Annotated in this window: 16 protein-coding genes; all 16 read left to right on the top strand. The window is 68.2% G+C overall.

Annotation, left to right across the window (positions count from 1 at the left end; genetic code table 11):
- Positions 1–22: 22 nt before the first annotated feature.
- The 16 genes from U1872_RS18065 to U1872_RS17990 all read left to right on the top strand — a co-directional run bounded on the left by U1872_RS18065 (position 23) and on the right by U1872_RS17990 (position 17,649).
- Positions 23–1,015 carry a cysteine synthase A gene (locus tag U1872_RS18065; RefSeq protein WP_332794309.1) on the top strand — a complete coding sequence of 331 codons (993 nt, stop codon included), beginning with the start codon at positions 23–25 and terminating at the stop codon, positions 1,013–1,015.
- Positions 1,016–1,066: 51 nt separating this feature from the next.
- A complete protein-coding gene (locus tag U1872_RS18060) occupies positions 1,067–1,408 on the top strand; it encodes a hypothetical protein (protein ID WP_332794308.1) in 342 nt (113 codons plus the stop codon).
- Positions 1,409–1,736: 328 nt separating this feature from the next.
- On the top strand, positions 1,737–2,237 hold the full coding sequence (locus U1872_RS18055; RefSeq protein WP_332794307.1) for a division/cell wall cluster transcriptional repressor MraZ: 501 nt from the start codon (positions 1,737–1,739) through the stop codon (positions 2,235–2,237).
- Positions 2,234–3,178, top strand: a complete 945-nt coding sequence (rsmH, locus tag U1872_RS18050; RefSeq protein WP_332794306.1) for a 16S rRNA (cytosine(1402)-N(4))-methyltransferase RsmH — start codon at positions 2,234–2,236, stop codon at positions 3,176–3,178. The genes U1872_RS18055 and rsmH overlap by 4 nt, the downstream gene beginning before the upstream one ends.
- Positions 3,178–3,765 carry a hypothetical protein gene (locus U1872_RS18045; RefSeq protein ID WP_332794305.1) on the top strand — a complete coding sequence of 196 codons (588 nt, stop codon included), beginning with the start codon at positions 3,178–3,180 and terminating at the stop codon, positions 3,763–3,765. Before rsmH ends, U1872_RS18045 begins: the two co-directional genes overlap by 1 nt.
- Positions 3,762–5,501 carry a peptidoglycan D,D-transpeptidase FtsI family protein gene (locus U1872_RS18040; protein WP_332794304.1) on the top strand — a complete coding sequence of 580 codons (1,740 nt, stop codon included), beginning with the start codon at positions 3,762–3,764 and terminating at the stop codon, positions 5,499–5,501. Before U1872_RS18045 ends, U1872_RS18040 begins: the two co-directional genes overlap by 4 nt.
- On the top strand, positions 5,498–6,913 hold the full coding sequence (locus tag U1872_RS18035; protein WP_332794303.1) for a UDP-N-acetylmuramoyl-L-alanyl-D-glutamate--2,6-diaminopimelate ligase: 1,416 nt from the start codon (positions 5,498–5,500) through the stop codon (positions 6,911–6,913). Before U1872_RS18040 ends, U1872_RS18035 begins: the two co-directional genes overlap by 4 nt.
- Before the next feature lie 130 nt (positions 6,914–7,043).
- A complete protein-coding gene (locus U1872_RS18030; protein WP_332794302.1) occupies positions 7,044–8,459 on the top strand; it encodes a UDP-N-acetylmuramoyl-tripeptide--D-alanyl-D-alanine ligase in 1,416 nt (471 codons plus the stop codon).
- Entirely contained in the window at positions 8,459–9,529 is a 1,071-nt protein-coding gene (gene mraY, locus U1872_RS18025; protein ID WP_332794301.1) for a phospho-N-acetylmuramoyl-pentapeptide-transferase, read from the top strand. The genes U1872_RS18030 and mraY overlap by 1 nt, the downstream gene beginning before the upstream one ends.
- Positions 9,526–10,929 (top strand): UDP-N-acetylmuramoyl-L-alanine--D-glutamate ligase, encoded by a 1,404-nt coding sequence (gene murD / locus U1872_RS18020; protein ID WP_332794300.1) that lies wholly within the window; start codon positions 9,526–9,528, stop codon positions 10,927–10,929. The genes mraY and murD overlap by 4 nt, the downstream gene beginning before the upstream one ends.
- Complete coding sequence (locus U1872_RS18015) at positions 10,926–12,149, top strand: FtsW/RodA/SpoVE family cell cycle protein (protein ID WP_332794299.1); 1,224 nt, start codon at positions 10,926–10,928, stop codon at positions 12,147–12,149. The genes murD and U1872_RS18015 overlap by 4 nt, the downstream gene beginning before the upstream one ends.
- Entirely contained in the window at positions 12,146–13,306 is a 1,161-nt protein-coding gene (gene murG / locus U1872_RS18010; protein ID WP_332794298.1) for an undecaprenyldiphospho-muramoylpentapeptide beta-N-acetylglucosaminyltransferase, read from the top strand. Before U1872_RS18015 ends, murG begins: the two co-directional genes overlap by 4 nt.
- On the top strand, positions 13,303–14,706 hold the full coding sequence (gene murC, locus U1872_RS18005; protein WP_332794297.1) for a UDP-N-acetylmuramate--L-alanine ligase: 1,404 nt from the start codon (positions 13,303–13,305) through the stop codon (positions 14,704–14,706). The genes murG and murC overlap by 4 nt, the downstream gene beginning before the upstream one ends.
- Positions 14,703–15,719, top strand: coding sequence for a UDP-N-acetylmuramate dehydrogenase (murB, locus tag U1872_RS18000; protein ID WP_332794296.1), 1,017 nt, complete (start codon positions 14,703–14,705; stop codon positions 15,717–15,719). Before murC ends, murB begins: the two co-directional genes overlap by 4 nt.
- Complete coding sequence (locus tag U1872_RS17995; protein WP_332794295.1) at positions 15,716–16,648, top strand: D-alanine--D-alanine ligase; 933 nt, start codon at positions 15,716–15,718, stop codon at positions 16,646–16,648. Before murB ends, U1872_RS17995 begins: the two co-directional genes overlap by 4 nt.
- Positions 16,645–17,649, top strand: a complete 1,005-nt coding sequence (locus U1872_RS17990) for a cell division protein FtsQ/DivIB (protein ID WP_332794294.1) — start codon at positions 16,645–16,647, stop codon at positions 17,647–17,649. The genes U1872_RS17995 and U1872_RS17990 overlap by 4 nt, the downstream gene beginning before the upstream one ends.
- Positions 17,650–17,671: the final 22 nt, after the last annotated feature.

Below are 17,671 nucleotides of genomic sequence, written 5' to 3'. Positions count from 1 at the left end.
GCAGGCACGCTATGTCTGCGCGATGCACACCACCCCCAACACGCTCGCGCTCATCGGCAACACCCCGCTCGTCCTGCTGAAGGGCCCGAGCGAGGCAGCCGGTGCCGAAATCTACGGCAAATGCGAATTTGCCAATCCCGGTGCCTCGGTCAAGGATCGCGCTGCGCTCGGGATCGTCGAGGATGCCGAGGCACGCGGGGCGATCGCGCCGGGCGGCACCTTCGTCGAGGGGACCGCTGGCAACACCGGCATCGGGCTCGCGCTCGTCGCCAATGCCAAGGGCTACAAGACGATCATCGTCATGCCCGAGACGCAGAGCCGCGAAAAGATGGACACGCTGCGGGCGCTCGGCGCCGAGCTCGTGCTGGTGCCGGCGGCGCCTTATTCGAACCCCGCGCATTTCGTTCACACCTCGCGCCGCATCGCCGAGGAGACGCCCAATGCCGTGTGGGCCAACCAGTTCGACAACACCGCCAACCGCAAGGCGCACATCACCGGCACCGCCGAGGAGATCTGGGCGCAGATGGACGGGCGGATCGACGGCTTTACCTGCGCGGCGGGAACCGGCGGGACGATCGCCGGGGTCGGGCTCGGTCTCAAGGCGAGGAACGAAAAGGTCTGCATCGCGCTGAGCGACCCGCACGGCGCCGCGCTGTACGAATATTATGCGCACGGCGAGTTGAAGTCGGAAGGGTCATCGGTCGCCGAAGGGATCGGGCAGGGGCGAATCACCGCCAATCTGGAAGGCGCACCGATCGACACGCAGTTCCGCATTTCCGATGCCGAGGGGATGGAGTGGGTGACGCGTTTGCTCGCCGAGGAAGGGCTGTGCCTGGGCCTGTCGTCGGGCATCAACGTCGCGGGCGCCGTGCGGCTCGCGCGGCAGCTCGGCGCCGGAAGCCGCGTTGCGACGATCCTGTGCGATACCGGTTTCCGATATCTCTCAACGCTCTACAATCGGGCATGGCTCGAGGCGAAGGGGCTGGTCGTTCCAGCGTGGTTACGACACGATTGAGCGTGGGAATCGACAACGTCGCTTTAATACGTTACATTTATACCACAGCTTATGAAAATCATCGCAAACGACCCAACACAGACGACCCAGCGAGCCAAGGTCGGGATGATCGGTCTCGCCGCGGTGCTCCTCCTGATCGGGCTCGCTTCGGCGATCTTCGCGACCGCCAATCATGATCGCCAGGTCGCCGCGATCGGCAGTGCGCGACCCGACGTGGTCGCCAACATGATCTCCGATAATGCGACCGACGCCGCCTCGGCGACCGCCAAGGAACCGCTCGCCGAATTGGGCGTCGCGCCGAGCGCTGCGACCACCGACGAGAATATGGTCGCTCCTCTCGCCGCCAAAGTAGGGCCGACCGCCAAGCCCGCGCCGACCGCCGCTCCGCGATGAGCGTGCCGGCCGGGGATTGCCGGGGAAAATGCCCCACCACCCGATTCTCGATCCCCAATTCAACGCGCCGCGGCGCATCGTTGCCGAACGCATCGGGAACGATCGCGACATGATGCCCAAAACGCGGCCGCCAGACCGCCTTCGATAAGGGTTTCCCCTGAAATCCCCGGATTTCCCCTTGTGTCCCCGAACGAGCCCATGGTAACTGTCCTTCACAGGGACAGACTCATCTCGCCTGCGCGTCATGCGCTGACACTACGGGCACCGAAATTCGCGACTGCGCGATTCTCGGTTCGGGAGAGGCTTGTCCGCCGTGTGCGGGGGAAGCGTGGAAGACCGGAGCGATTATCAGGGGGAGGGACTGGGACTTGTCGACGACAAGGGCCGGGTCGCGATTCCTGCATCGCTGCGCCAGGCGCTCGCCACCAACAGCCCGCGCGCCGACGGCAAGGATGGCGGCACCGTCATCATCGGCGTCCATCCCGAGCAGAAATGCCTGCGCGCGTATGATCCCGGCTACGTCGCGATCCTCAAGGCCGAGGTCGAACTGCTCCAGGCGCGCTACATCGCCGAGCATGGCAAGCCCGACTTCAACCTGAAGCGCCGCAACGCGAGCGGCGAGGCCGTGCCGTTCGACGGTTCGGGCCGCTTCATCATGCCCGGCTTCCCGCGGGACTACGCCAATATCGCCGAGAACGCCTTCTTCTGGGGCACGTTCGACTGGATCGACATCTGGGACCCGCGCACCCTGCTCGACGCGGTCGGGGTCGACGAAGCGATGCAGGCGGCGTGCCGCTATCACTGCAAGGTCAAGGGGATCGCGCTGTGAGCGACGCCCCGCACATCCCCGTACTGCTCGCCGAAGTGCTCGACGCGCTCGCGATCGAAGCCGGCGAAACGCATGTCGATGCGACCTTCGGCGCGGGCGGCTACACGCAGGGCATGCTGGCGCGCGGCGCGCGCGTGTTCGCCTTCGATCGCGACCCCGATGCGATCGCCGCGGGCGCCGCGATCGTCTCGGCGGCCGACGGTGCGCTGACGCTCGTTCCCGCGACCTTCTCGGCGCTCGATGCCGAGCTCGCCGCGCGCGACGCGCTGCCGGTGGAGGGCGTGACGATGGACATCGGTGTGTCGTCGATGCAGCTCGACCAGGCCGAGCGCGGCTTCTCGTTCCAGTCGGACGGGCCGCTCGACATGCGGATGAGCCAGGAAGGCGAGAGCGCCGCCGATTTCCTCAACACCGCCGACGAAGCGCAAATTGCCGATGTCATCAAGGAATATGGCGAAGAGCCGCGCGCCCGCCGTGTCGCGCAGGCGATCGTCTACAACCGGCCGATCACCCGCACCGGCGAACTCGCGCGGATCGTGCGCAAGGCGCTCGGCTACAAGCCGCATGACAAGAAGGATCCCGCGACGCGGACCTTCCAGGCGATTCGCATCCACATCAACCGCGAGCTCGGTGAGCTCGAGGATGGCCTGGCTGCGGCCGAGCGTGCGCTGGCACCGGGTGGACGCTTGGCGATCGTCACCTTCCACAGTCTGGAAGATCGCATGGTCAAGCGCTTCCTGCGGGAACGCTCGGGATCGCTTCCGGCGGGCTCGCGGCATCTGCCCGAAGTGGCGGCAAAGCACGCCCCGAGCTTCGAAGCGGTCGGGCGGCCGGTGAAGGCGAGTGAGGACGAGATCGAGCGCAACCCCCGCGCGCGATCGGCAACGTTGCGGACGGCACGACGGACCGGTGCCGCCGCATGGTCAGAAGGAAGTTTGTAATGCTTGGTCTTGCGGGCAAGAGTCTCGGATGGTTTCTCGCCGGTGTCGCGGTGGCGCTCGGCTTCCTGCTGGTGCCGCTGCAGGTCGCGGCCGAGCGCAAGAAGCTTGACCGGACTGCGGCCGAGATCCAGCGCGCGCGGCGCGACATCCGCGCGCTCGAGACCGAATTCGACACGCGTGCCAACCTCGCGCAGCTCGACAAGTGGAACGCCGAATCGCTCGGCCTGGTCGCGCCGGCGGCGGACCAGTTCGTCGGGGACGAGACCGCGCTCGCCGCGATCGAGCCGACGCAGCGCGGCGTCGGCCCGCAGCTGGCGTCGTTCGTTCCGGCCGGTCCGGTCGCGGCGATCACCAGCCAGCAGGTCGCCGCGCAGCCCAAACTGCCGACCGTCGTCCGCGCGCCGTCGGCGCCGCCGGCCGCAGTCGCCAAGCCGAGTGTCGCCCCGGTCGCCCGCACCGCGATGGCCGCAGTTTCATCGCAGCGTCCGCGCGCGGCGGTCGCGCTGCTCGATCGCGCGCTGCTCGACGACAGCGTGATCGGTGATCTGCGCAGTTCCGCCCGGGCCGAGACCAAGTCGGGTCGATGAGCACGCTCGTCGCACGTCCGCTGCCGGCACGCCGCTCGAACGATCAGCGCCATGCGCTGGTCGCGGTGGCGCATGTGCGACTGATGATGCTGATGCTGCTGATCGCGGCGGGGTTCGTGCTGGTGATCGGGCGGCTCGCCTTGCTCGGCCTGCTCGGTGCACCGGCGGGGGCGGCGACGCTGACCGTCAACCCGGTGGTCCGCGGCGACATTCTCGACCGCAACGGCCAGCCGCTTGCGCGCACGATCGAGGCGTGGACGATCGGCGTGCGCCCGGCCGAACTGCTCGGCGATCGACAGGACCTGGCGACGCGGCTGGCGGGGTTGATGCCCGAGCATGATGCCGCCTGGTTTCTCGAGCGGCTGACGATGAAGGCCAAGTTCACCTATCTCGACAAGCACGCCTCGCCGGCGATGGTGAACCAGATCCACGCGCTCGGCGAGCCCGGCATCGTCTTCGCGCGCGAGCCCGAGCGGCTTTATCCGCAATCGACGATGGCGGCGCACGTGCTCGGCTATATCGGGCCGACCGCCACCGACCAGAAGATCCTTGGCCGTGCCGGGATCGAGCGCGCCTTCGAGGAACGCCTCACCGACCCGCGCCGTCGCGGTGAGCCGATCGCGCTGTCGATCGACGCGCGCGTGCAGGGCGCGATGGAAAGCGAACTCGGCCGCGCGATGGTGACCTTCCAGGCGCGGGCGGCGACCGGACTCGTGCTCAACGTGCAGACCGGCGAGGTCGTCGCGATGGTGTCGCTGCCGGTGTACAATCCCAACAAGCTGACCGGCACGAGCAGCGAGGCGCTGCGCAACAACGTGACGCAGTCGGTTTATGAGCTCGGCTCGACCTTCAAGCCGATCACGATGGCCACCGCGATCCAGACGGGCACGATCACCTCGATGGCGCGCCGCTTCGATGCGACCGCGCCGCTCAAGGTCGGCAGCTATACGATCCACGACGAACGCGGCGATCCCAAGCGCTGGCTCAACATCCCCGAGACGCTGATCTATTCGTCGAACGTCGCGACCGCGCGGATCGCCGATGAAGTCGGCAAGGAAAAGCTGTCGGCGATGTTCACCGCGATGGGCTTTGGCGAGCGCCCGTCGATCGAGCTGCGCGAGCGCGCCGGCCCGATCTGGCCGCGCTATTGGGGCCGCACCACGGTGATGACGACGGCCTACGGCCACGGCATCGCGGTGACGCCGCTGCATCTCGCCAATGCCTATGCGACGATGGTCAATGGCGGCGTGTGGCGCCCGACGACGCTGCTGAAGGTCGCGCCGGGCCAGGCGCCCGCCGGTCGGCGCGTGCTGAGCGAACAGACCAGCGCGCGCATGCGCCAGCTGCTGCGGCTCGTCTGCCTCTACGGCACCGGGCGCAAGGGCGACGCGCCGGGCTACCGCGTCGGCGGCAAGACCGGGACGGCCGAGGCGGCGTCGAACGGCGGGTACGACCATCACCGCAACGTCGCGACCTTCGTCGCGGCCTTCCCGATGGATGCGCCGCGTTATGTCGTGCTGGCGATGCTCGATTCGCCTTTGGGCACCAAGGAAACGGGCGGCTGGAAGACCGCGGCGTGGAACGCGGCGCCGGTCGTCGGGCGGGTGATCGCGCGCACCGGTGCGATCCTCGGCGTGATGCCCGACACGCGGCGCGAGGTTGCGCTCGGCGATCTGCGGCCGATGCTGACGCTGGTCGCGGGCGCCGCGCCGCCGACCGGCGGAGAAGAGCAATGAAGCTTTCCGCGCTGGTCCCCGGCGCGCCGGACACGACGATCACCGGCTTCGCGATCGACCATCGCAAGGTCGCGCCGGGCGTGGTGTTCGGGGCGTTCCAGGGCGCGGTCGTCAATGGCGAGGACTATGTGCCGGCTGCAGTCGCTGGTGGCGCGATTGCCGTCGTCGCGCGGCCCGAGGCGCTGGTCGAAGGCGCGCTCCACATCTCCGATGTCGAGCCGCGGCGGAAGTTCGCCGAGCTCGCGGCGCGCTTCTTTGCACCGTTCCCGACGACGGCGGTCGCGGTGACGGGGACCAACGGTAAGACCTCGACCGTCGAGATGGTGCGGCAGCTGTGGCGGATGGCGGGCTTCCATGCCGCCTCGATCGGCACGCTCGGCGTCACCACCGCCGACGATCGCGTCTCGACCGGACTGACCACGCCCGACATCGTCACTTTCCTGTCGAACGTCGCGGGCCTCGCGCGCGAAGGCGTGAGCCATGTCGCGTTCGAGGCGTCGAGCCATGGCCTGTCGCAATACCGCACCGAGGGCCTGCGCGTCTCGGCGGCGGCGTTCACCAATCTCAGCCGCGACCATCTCGATTATCACGGCACGATGGAGGCCTATCTCGAGGCCAAGCTGCGGCTGTTCTCCGAAGTGCTGGTCGAGGATGGCGTTGCGGTGGTGTGGGCCGACGATCCCGCCGCAGCGCGCGTCGCCGAGGTTGCGCGTGCGCGCGGCATCAGCGTGCTGTCGGTCGGGACGCATGGCGAGACGCTCAAGCTGGTCGGGCGCGTGCCGACGTTGCTCGGGCAGGGGCTCGAAATCGAGGCTTCAGGGAAGACCTTCAAGATCAACCTGCCGCTGATCGGCGCGTATCAGGCGGCGAATGCGCTGACCTCGGCCGGGCTGGTGATCGCGGCGGGCGGCGATGTCGCGACGACGCTGGCGGCGTTGTCGCGGTTGCAGCCGGTGCGCGGACGGCTCGAGCGCGCGGTGATCGCGCGGAGCGGTGCGCCGGTCTATGTCGATTATGCGCATACGCCCGATGCGCTCGAGGCGGCGATCGCAGCGCTCAAGCCGCATGCGGCGGGCAAGCTGATCGTCGTGATCGGCGCGGGCGGCGACCGCGACCAGGGCAAGCGCGCGGCGATGGGCGCGGTGGCGCACGGCATGGCCGACACGGTGATCGTCACCGACGACAATCCGCGCTCGGAAGACCCGGCGACGATCCGCGCGATGGTGCTCGAAGGCGCGCCGGACGCGACCGAGATCGGCGCGCGCCGCGACGCGATCGGCGCGGCGATCGCTGCGGCGGGGCCGAACGATATCGTGATGATCGCGGGCAAGGGGCATGAGCAGGGGCAGATCGTCGGCGATCTGGTGCTGCCGTTCGATGATGTCAGCGTCGCGCGCGAGATGGCCGCGTGACGACCTTCTCCTTCTTCTTATCCCCCTCCCGCTTGCGGGAGGGGTTAGGGGAGGGGCGTGCCTCAAGTCGCGCGCTCTCAATGTTAGGCACTGCCCTCCCCCAGCCCCTACCGCAGGCGGGAGGGGAGCAGTGAACGCGAGCCTCTGGACCTCCGCCGACATCGCCGCCGCCACCGGCGGCACCGCATCGACACTCTTCACCGCCACCGGCGTCACCTTCGACTCGCGCGAGGTCGGCCCCGGCGACCTGTTCATCGCGCTGACCGGCGAGGCGACCGACGGCCACCGCTTCCTGCCGCAAGCTTTCGCGCAGGGCGCCGCCGGCGCGATCGTATCGCAGCCGGTCGAGCATCCGCACGTCCTCGTCGCCGACACGACCGCCGCGCTCGACGCGCTCGCCCGGGCCTCCCGCGCGCGGACCGCTGCGAAAATCATCGGCGTCACCGGATCGGTCGGCAAGACCGGCACCAAGGAGGCGCTGTTCGCCGCGCTCGATCGCGGCGCGCCCGGCGCGGCCCATCGTTCGGTCAAGAGCTACAACAACCACACCGGCGTGCCGCTCAGCCTCTCGCGGATGCCCGCCGCGACACGTTTCGGCGTGTTCGAAATGGGGATGAACCATGCCGGCGAGCTCGCGCAGCTGACGCAACTTGTCCGCCCGCACGTGGCCATCGTCACGACGATCGCCCCGGCGCACACCGCCTTCTTCCGCGACGAGGCCGCGATCGCCGACGCCAAGGGCGAGATTTTCGCCGGGCTCGAGCCGGGTGGGGTGGCGATCGTTCCCTATGACAGCCCGCACCGCGACCGGCTGATCGCCGCCGCCACGCCCTATGCTGCGCGAATCGTGACCTTCGGGCTCGACAAGGGCGCCGACGTCCATGCGATCGAGGCAATGCGCACGGCGGCTGGGGGCACCTTCGTCACCGCGGTGGTGGGGACACGCGAACTGAGCTTCACGATCAGCCAGCCCGGCGCACATTGGGTGTCGAACAGCCTGGCGTTGCTCGCCGCGGTCGACGCGGTCGGCGGCGATCTGGTCGCGGCGGGGCTGGCGCTGGCCGACCTGGGCGGCCTCGCCGGGCGCGGCGCACGCTTCGGCGTGCGGGTGGGCAACGGCGAGAGCCGGGGCGAAGCGCTGGTGATCGACGAGAGCTACAACGCCAACCCGTCGTCGATGCGCGCGACGCTCGCGGTGCTGGCCGCAGAACCCGCCGCGCGCAAAATCGTCGTGCTCGGCGAAATGCGCGAACTCGGCGAGCGGTCCGACGTCTATCATGCCGCGCTGGTCGAGCCGATTCTCGCCGCGGGGGTCGAAGCGGGCATTCTTGTCGGTGAAGCGATCGCGCCGCTGGCGAACGCGCTTGAGGGGCAGGGCAATTTCGTCCATGTCGCCGACGCCGCCGCGGCGCGCGCCAAGCTCACAGAGATGCTGGCGCCGGGCGATGCGGTGCTCATCAAGGGATCGAACGGCGTGGGGCTTTCGGCAATCGTCGCCGACCTGCGAAGCAGGATACCGGAAACCCTGCGCAGCGGGACACTGTAATGCTCTATTTCATCGCCGAGTATCTGGGCTTTCCGGGACTGCTCAATCTCATTCGCTATCAGAGCTTTCGCACGGGCGCCGCGGTCGCGACGTCGCTGTTCCTCGGGCTGCTGATCGGCCCGCGCTTCATCGGCTGGCTGCGGCTGCGCCAGGGCAAGGGGCAGCCGATCCGCGCCGACGGCCCGCAATCGCACCTCGCCAAGCGCGGCACGCCGACGATGGGCGGGCTGATGATCCTGACTTCTATGGTCGCCTCGATCCTGCTGTGGATGGACCTGTCGAGCCCCTATGTCTGGGCGTGCACCTTCGTGACGCTGGGCTTCGGCGCGATCGGTTTCCTCGACGACTATGACAAGGTCCGCAAGGCGAGCACCGCCGGCGTGTCGAGCCGGCTGCGGCTGGTCGGTGAATTCGTCATCGCCGGGATCGCGGCCACGCTGATCGTCCACCAGAATGGCACGCATCTCTATCTGCCGTTCTACACCGGCTCGGTGATCGATCTCGGCTATTTCTATATCGTCTTCGCGGCGTTCACGATCGTCGCGTTCGGCAATGCGGTGAACCTGACTGACGGGCTCGACGGCCTGGCGACGATGCCGGTGATCATCGCGAGCGTCGCGTTCATGCTGATCGTCTATCTCGTCGGCCGCGCCGATTTCGCGCATTATCTCGGCATCCCGCACGTGCCGCATGCCGGTGATCTCGCGATCTTCTGCGGCGCGATCGTCGGGGCGGGGCTCGCCTTCCTGTGGTTCAACGCGCCACCGGCGGCGGTCTTCATGGGCGATACCGGGAGCCTCGCGCTCGGTGGCGCGCTCGGCGCGATTTCGGTCGTGGCGCATCACGAGATAGTGCTCGGCATCATCGGCGGGCTGTTCGTGGTCGAGGCGATGTCGGTGATCATCCAGGTGTTCTTCTACAAGCGCACCGGCAAGCGCGTCTTCAAGATGGCGCCGATCCACCACCATTTCGAACAGCTCGGCTGGAGCGAGCCGACTGTCGTGATCCGATTCTGGATCATCGCGCTGGTGCTCGCGCTGGCAGGACTCTCGACGTTGAAGCTCCGGTGATCGTCTCGCCCCTCTGGCGCGGCAAGAGCTTCGCTGTGCTGGGGCTTGCACGCTCGGGCGCAGCGACCGTTCGCGCGTTGCTTGGCGGTGGCGCGCGGGTGACCGCGTGGGATTCGGATGCGGCGAAGCGCGACGCACTTTCTTCTCCCTCTACCCGCTTGCGGGGAGAGGGTCGGGGAGAGGGGGACGCCGCAACGGGCGGACCGCTTGGTAACGCAGCACAGCCCCTCTCCCCGACCCTCTCCCCTGAAGGGGAGAGGGAGACTGTTGCGTTTGCCGATCCCGAAGCGATCGACCTCGCCGGGTTCGACGCGCTGGTCGTCTCGCCCGGCGTGCCGCTCAACCGCCACCCGGTCGCGGCGAAGGCGCGCGCCGCCGGCATCCCGATCATCGGCGACATCGAACTCTTCGCTCAAGCCCGCGGATCGCTCCCGCCACACAAGGTAGTCGGCATCACCGGCACCAACGGCAAGTCGACCACTACCGCGCTCGTCCATCACATTCTGCAAACTGCGGGCATCCCCAGCCTGATGGGCGGCAATATCGGGCTGCCGATCCTCGAACAGGCCCCGCTGCCGGAGGGGGGCGTCTATGTGCTCGAACTGTCGAGCTACCAGATCGACCTGACCTTCAGCCTCGACTGCGATGTCGCGGTGCTGCTCAACCTCACCCCCGATCATCTCGATCGCTATGAGGGCTTCGACGGCTATGCTGCCTCGAAAGCGCGGCTGTTCGCGATGCAATCCAAGACGCACGCGGCGGTGATCGGCATCGGCGACACGCCCTCGGCGCTGATTGCGCGCAGCCTGTCGGCGCGCGGCGAGCATCTCACCAAGATCGCGCCGGGCGTGTGCATGGACCAGTCGCGCTGGCCGAGCCTGCAAGGGCCGCACAATGCGCACAACGCGCTCGCCGCGATCGCCGTTGCCCAGGCGCTCGGCGTCCCCGAGGCGATGATCGACCGCGGGCTCGAAAGCTTCACCGGCCTGCCGCACCGCATGGAGCGCGTCGCCGTCCGGGGCGGCGTGGCGTTCGTCAACGACAGCAAGGCGACCAATCCCGAATCGACCGCGCCGGCGCTAGCGGCCTTCCCGCGCATCCACTGGATCCTCGGCGGACAGGCCAAGTCGGACGATCTCGACGCCTGCGCGCCGTCGTTCGGGCATGTTGTCCGCGCCTACGCAATCGGCGACGCTGCCCCGCGCTTCGCCGCGCTGCTCGACGGCAAGCTGCCGGTCACCGTCAGCGGCGATCTCGCCACCGCCGTCACGCAGGCCGCCGCCAACGCACAGCCCGGCGACACCGTGCTGCTTTCGCCTGCCTGCGCCTCGTTCGATCAGTTTCGCGATTTCGAGGATCGCGGCGACCAGTTCCGCCGGGCCGTCGAGGCGCTGGCATGAGCGAGCCGCGCACCCCTCCACCAAAGCTGTGGAAAGGCATGAAGCATCGCGGCGGACGCGGTGACCGGTCCGCGCTCGGCATGTGGTTCTGGGACATCGACCGGATGCTGCTGCTGCTCACGCTGCTGCTCGTTGCGGTCGGCCTGGTCGCGGTCGGCGCGGCGTCGCCCGCCGCCGCCACGCGCTATTCCGACGGCAAGCATATCGTCCCGCCGCTCTTCTATCTCTGGTGGCAGCTCGCCTGGGTCAGCGTCTCGCTGCCAGTATTGCTGGTCGTGTCGATGCTGCCGGTGCCGGTTGCGCGGCGGATGGCGCTGATCGGCACGGTCGCGTGCCTGGTGCTGTTGATGCTGGTGCCGGTCATCGGCGTGCAGAAAAATGGCGCGACGCGCTGGCTCAACCTCGGTGTGTCGCTGCTCCAGCCGTCCGAATTCCTCAAGCCCTTCTTCATCGTCACCGCGGCCTGGGTACTGTCGATGCGCGGGCAGGACGAGGCGCTGCCGGTCGTCACGATCACCGGCGGGATGACCGCGCTCGTCGCCGTGCTACTGATGCTCCAGCCCGATTTCGGGCAGACCGTGGTGTTCTGCGCGGTGTGGATGGCGCTGCTGATGATCTCGGGCACGTCGCCCAAGGTGATCGGCGGGCTGATCGCCGCGGTGCCGCTGGGGCTTGGGGCCGCCTACATGTTCTACGGGACGGCGCGCGCGCGGATCAACGCCTTCCTGTTCCCCGAGACCGACGGCGTCGGCGCGGCCGACCATTTCCAGACCAATGCCGCGCACGACACGATCACCGCGGGCGGCTGGCGCGGCACGGGGCCGGGCGGCGGCGCGATGAAGTTCCGGCTGCCCGAGGGGCATACCGATTACATCTTCTCGGTGATCGGCGAGGAATTCGGGCTGATCGCGTGCATGATCATCGCCATGCTGTTTCTCGCGATCGTGGTGCGCGTGTTCGTCAAGCTGCTCGACGAGCAGGATGAATTCCGGCTGTTCGCGGCCGCCGGACTCGCGACGCAGTTCGGCATCCAGGCGCTGATCTCGATGGCGGTCAATACCGGGCTCGCTCCGTCGAAGGGCATGACGCTGCCCTTCATCAGCTATGGCGGATCGTCTTTGGTCGCGCTGTCGATCGGGATGGGGTTGCTGCTGGCGTTTACCCGGCGCAATCCGTTCGTTACGCGATCAAAGTATATCGCGCATCGGAGCGGCATATGACGGCAGGACGGTTCAAGGCGGGGCATTTTGTATTGGCGGCGGGCGGAACCGGCGGGCACATGGTGCCGGCCGCGGCGCTGGCGGCCGAGCTGATCAAGCGCGGACATTATGTCGCGCTCATCAGCGATGAGCGTGGCGTGCGCTTCCCCGGCCTGTTTGAGGGAATCCAGACGCATATCCTGCCCGCCGGGCGGCTCAGCGGGGGACCGCTCGGCTGGGCGAAGGCGGCGCGCGCGATGATCAACGGGCGCGCGATGGCGATCGCGCTGTACCGCAGCTTCCGCCCCGATGCGGTGATCGGCTTCGGTGGTTATCCGGCGCTGCCCGCACTGCTCGGCGCGTTCAACCAAGGCATTCCGACCGCGGTGCATGAGCAGAATGCGGTGCTCGGCCGCGTCAACCGGCTGGTCGCGGGCAAGGTCGACGCGATCGCGACGTCCTATGCCGAGGTCGCGCGGCTCGGCCCCAAGCTGCAGGCGAAGACCCGGCTGGTCGGCAATCCGGTGCGCGATGCGGTGCTGGCACTGCGCGCGAAGCCCTATCCGTTGCTCGAGGAGGACGGCATCTTCCGCGTGCTCGTCACCGGCGGGAGCCAGGGCGCGAGCGTGCTGTCGCAGGTCGTACCCGACGGGCTGTCGCTTTTGCCGGTGGCGTTCCGGCGTCGGCTGCAGGTGACGCACCAGGCGCGGATCGAGGATATCGATGCATGCCGCGCCAAATATGCCGAACTGTCGATTGCCGCCGATCTGGCCACCTATCTGCCCGACATGCCCGAGCAGCTCGCCTGGGCGCATCTCGTGATCGCGCGGGCCGGGGCCTCGACGCTGGCCGAGCTGACCTGCGCGGGACGGCCGGCGATCCTCGTGCCGCTGCCCTCGGCGACCGACGACCATCAGACCGCCAATGCGCGCGAGATGACACAGGCCGGCGGTGCTCGGACGATCGACCAGCGCAGCTTCACGCCGGTCGAGCTTGCCAAGCAGATGCAGAAGCTCGGGCTCGATCCCGAAGCGCTGCAGAATGCGGCCGGGCGGGCGCGTGCCTGCGGGCGGCCCGATGCGGCGCGCGACCTCGCCGATCTGGTCGAGAATCTCGGCAATCCGCTCGGCGACATGCCGATCGGCAAGCCCCAACCAGCCAAGGTGGCATTCGCATGAGAGGCGTCGCAACCGACATCGGCACGATCCATTTCGTCGGCATCGGCGGAATTGGCATGTCGGGCATCGCCGAGGTGATGAAGAATCTCGGTTATGCCGTGCAGGGTTCCGACGTCGCCGAGGGCTATGTCGTCGAAGGGCTGCGCGCGAAGGGCATTCCGGTCGCGATCGGGCATCATGCCGACAATCTCGGCGATGCCGCGGTGATCGTCACGTCGACCGCGATCAAGCGCGGCAACCCGGAAGTCGAGGCAGCGCTCGAACGGCGCATCCCGGTGGTGCGGCGCGCGGAAATGCTCGCCGAACTGATGCGGCTGAAATCGACCGTCGCGGTCGCGGGCACGCACGGCAAGACGACGACGACCTCGATGGTCGCGGCGCTGCTCGATGCCGGCGGGGTCGATCCGACCGTGATCAACGGCGGGATCATCAATTCCTACGGTTCGAACGCGCGGCTGGGCGCGAGCGACTGGATGGTGGTCGAGGCCGACGAGAGCGACGGCAGCTTCCTTCGTCTGGACGGGACAATCGCGGTCGTCACCAATATCGATCCCGAGCATCTCGATCACTACGGCTCGTTCGACGCGGTCAAGGATGCGTTCGTCGAGTTCGTCGAGAATGTGCCCTTCTATGGCGCGGCATTGCTCTGCCTCGATCATCCCGAGGTGCAGAACATCATCCCGCGCGTGCGCGACCGGCGTGTGGTGACCTACGGTTTTTCGGCGCAATCCGACGTGCGCGGTGTGAACGTGACGCCGATCCCGGGCGGCAACCGCTTCGAGGTGATCGTTCGCCACCGCGACGGGACGAGCCGGTCGATCGAAGGGATCGAGATGCCGATGCCCGGGCGCCACAACGTCCAGAACGCACTCGCCGCGATCGGCGTCGCGCTCGAGCTGGGGATCGACGATGCGACAATCCAGCAGGGTTTTGCCAAGTTCGGCGGCGTGAAGCGGCGTTTCACGAAAGTTGGTGAGACCGGTGGCGTGACGATCATCGACGATTACGGTCATCATCCGGTCGAGATCCGCGCGGTGCTGTCGGCGGCGCGCGAGGGCGTCGAGAATCGCGTGATCGCGGTGGTGCAGCCGCATCGTTTCTCGCGACTGGGCGATCTGATGGAGGAGTTCCAGGGCGCGTTCAACGATGCCGATATGGTGTTCGTGGCGCCGGTCTATGCCGCGGGCGAGGCGCCGGTCGAGGGTGTCGATGCCGATGCTTTGGTCGAGGGCTTGAAGCGGCGCGGGCATCGCTCGGCGGCGACGATCGCCGGCCCGGAGTCGCTGGCGACGCGGCTGGCCGAGGTGGTGCAGCCGGGCGACATGGTGGTGTGCCTTGGGGCAGGGGATATTACCAAGTGGGCGGCCGGGCTCGCGGCTGGCATCGAGGCGGCGCGATGAGCGCGAGCGTCTCTTCTCCTGCTTCTTCTTCTTCCCCCCTCCCGCTCGCGGGAGGGGCTGGGGGAGGGCCTTCTTCTTCGAGCGTCGCCCAAGCTTCCAGGTCATTCCCTCCCCTAACCCCTCCCGCAGGCGGGAGGGGAATAGAAGGCAGGGTCACGAACAATGCCCCACTCGCGCCGCTCGTCTGGTTCAAATCCGGCGGCACCGCGCAGTGGCTGTTCGAACCCAAGGACATCGCCGACCTCAGCGGCTTCCTCGCAGCGCTCGATCCCAGCATCCCCGTCCTCCCGCTCGGCCTCGGCTCGAACATGATCGTCCGCGACGGCGGCGTGCCTGGCGTGGTGATCCGCCTCGGCAAGCCCTTCGCCAAGGTCGAGACGCTCGACGCCACCACCCTGCGCTGCGGCGGCGGCGCGAGCGGGATCCTGGTCTCGTCGAGCGCGCGCGATGCCGGCATCGGCGGGGTCGAGTTCCTGCGCTCGATCCCCGGCACGGTCGGCGGCTTCGTGCGGATGAATGGCGGCGCGTACGGGCGCGAGACCAAGGACGTGCTCGTCGAGTGCGAGATCGTCTTGCGCTCGGGCGAGCAACAGACGCTCGCGGTCGCGGCGCTCGGCTACACCTATCGCCACTCGACGCTGCCCGAAGGCTGCGTCGTGGTGAGCGCCACCTTCCGCGGCCATCCCGACGAGCCGGCGGTGATCCAGGCCGAGATGGACCGCATCGCCGCCGAGCGCGAGGCGTCGCAGCCGCTGCGCTCGAAGACCGGCGGATCGACCTTCAAGAATCCGGAAGGCCACAAGGCGTGGGCGCTGATCGACGCCGCCGGCTGCCGGGGCTTGCGGCGCGGCGACGCGCAGGTCAGCGAGAAGCATTGCAACTTCCTGCTCAACCTCGGCAGCGCGACGAGCGCCGACATCGAGGCGCTGGGCGAGGATGTGATTGCGCGCGTGAAGGCGCAGTCTGGTGTTACGTTAGAGTGGGAAATCCAGCGCGTGGGTGAAGCGAAGTGAGCTTGCATGTCGCAGTCCTGATGGGCGGCTGGTCGGCCGAGCGCGAAGTGTCGCTGATGTCGGGCGCCGGCGTTGCGGAAGCCCTTGAGTCGCTGGGGCACCAAGTCACGCGGATCGACATGGGGCATGACGTCGCGGCAAGGCTGACCGAGGCCAAGCCCGATATCGTGTTCAACGCGCTCCACGGGACACCCGGCGAGGACGGGTCGGTGCAGGGGATGCTCGACCTGATGGGGCTGACCTACACCCATTCCGGTCTCGCCACCTCGGTGATCGCGATCGACAAGCAGCTTACCAAGCTGCTGCTCGTCCCCGCCGGCATCCCGATGCCGGGCGGGCGGATCGTGAAGAGCGCGACGCTGTACGACGCCGACCCGCTGCCGCGCCCCTACGTGCTGAAACCCGTCAACGAAGGCTCGTCGGTCGGCGTGGCGATCGTCACCGCCGAGGGCAATTACGGCAACCCGATTGCGCGGACCACGCCCGGCCCGTGGAGCGAGTTCGACGAGCTGCTCGCGGAGCCGTATATCCGTGGCCGCGAACTCACCACCGCAGTGCTCGGTGACACTGCGCTCGGCGTGACCGAGTTGAAGCCGCTGAGCGGTTGGTACGATTACGAATCGAAATATACCGACGGCAAGACCGAGCATGTCTTCCCCGCCGCCATCCCCGACGAGATCACCGCGGCGTGCCAGCAGATCGCGCTCGACGCGCATCGCCTGCTCGGTTGCAAGGGCGCGTCGCGCTCCGATTTCCGCTGGGACGACGAGGCCGGAGTCGACGGGCTGTTCCTGCTCGAGGTCAACACCCAGCCGGGGATGACGCCGCTCAGCCTGGTGCCCGAGCAGGCCAAACATTGCGGCATCTCCTATCCGCAGCTCGTCCAGGCGATCGTCGACGAGGCGCTGAAGGACCGGAAGCCGCAATGAGCAGCGGGACGATCAAGCGCGGCACCGCGCGCCGGCCGGTCCAGCCCAAGCGCCGCAAGCCACCCAAGGCGTCGGTAATCGACCGGATGATCGCGTTGCTGCCGGTCAGCGAGGCGACGCTGCACAAGATCGCGACCTGGTCAATCATGGGACTGGTCGGCGCGGCGGCGCTCGGCGCGGCGACCTATCTCGGCGTGCCCGCCGCGATCGGCTCGGCGGTCGGCGAGGGGATTGGCGATGCGGGTTTCCGCGTCACCAATATCCAGATCACCGGGCTCAACCGGATGGATCACAACGTCATCTACAAGATCGCGGCGAACCAGCCGTCGATGGCGATGCCGCTCGTCAGCCTCGAGAAGATCCGCCAGGACCTGGTTGCGCACAGCGGCTGGATCGAGGATGCGCATGTCTCGCGGCGGCTGCCCGATACGCTGATCGTCAACGTGATCGAGCGCCAGCCGAGCGCGATCTGGCAGAATAAGGGGCAGCTCGCGCTGATCTCGTCGAACGGGACGTGGCTCGAGCCGGTCGATCCCGAGGCGATGCCCGACCTGCCGCTCGTCATCGGCGCGCATGCCAATGAGCAGGAGCTCGGCTATCGGCAGTTGCTCGACGTGGCGCCGGCGCTGCGCGGCCAGGTCAAGGCGGCGACCTGGGTCGGCAATCGCCGCTGGACGCTCACTTTCGAAAGCGGCGAGACGCTCGCTTTGCCGGAGGGCGACGAGGCGGCAGGCCGGGCGCTGATCAAGTTCGCGCAGCTCGACGGGGTCAAGCCGCTGCTCGGCAAGGGCTGGCTCGGTTTCGACATGCGCGACCCGAGCCGGCTGGTGGCACGCAAGCCGGGGCTGGTCGACAACAAGGCGATCACCGATCCGGCGGCAGCGGGAGCGGCACCGGGGGCGGGGGGCGCAGCGGGCACGCCGAGCACGGCGGAAACGACGCCGACCGCCAAGGCCGGAGGCATCGAAGCGAAACAATCGGGGCCAGCTGGCCAAGGATAGCGTAGGACGGGCGTAACAGGGG

Source organism: Parasphingomonas frigoris, assembly GCF_036663815.1.
GTDB lineage: Bacteria > Pseudomonadota > Alphaproteobacteria > Sphingomonadales > Sphingomonadaceae > Sphingomonas.
The sequence above is the reverse complement of the archived record's forward strand: the minus strand, read 5'-3'. Positions and strand labels throughout refer to the sequence as shown.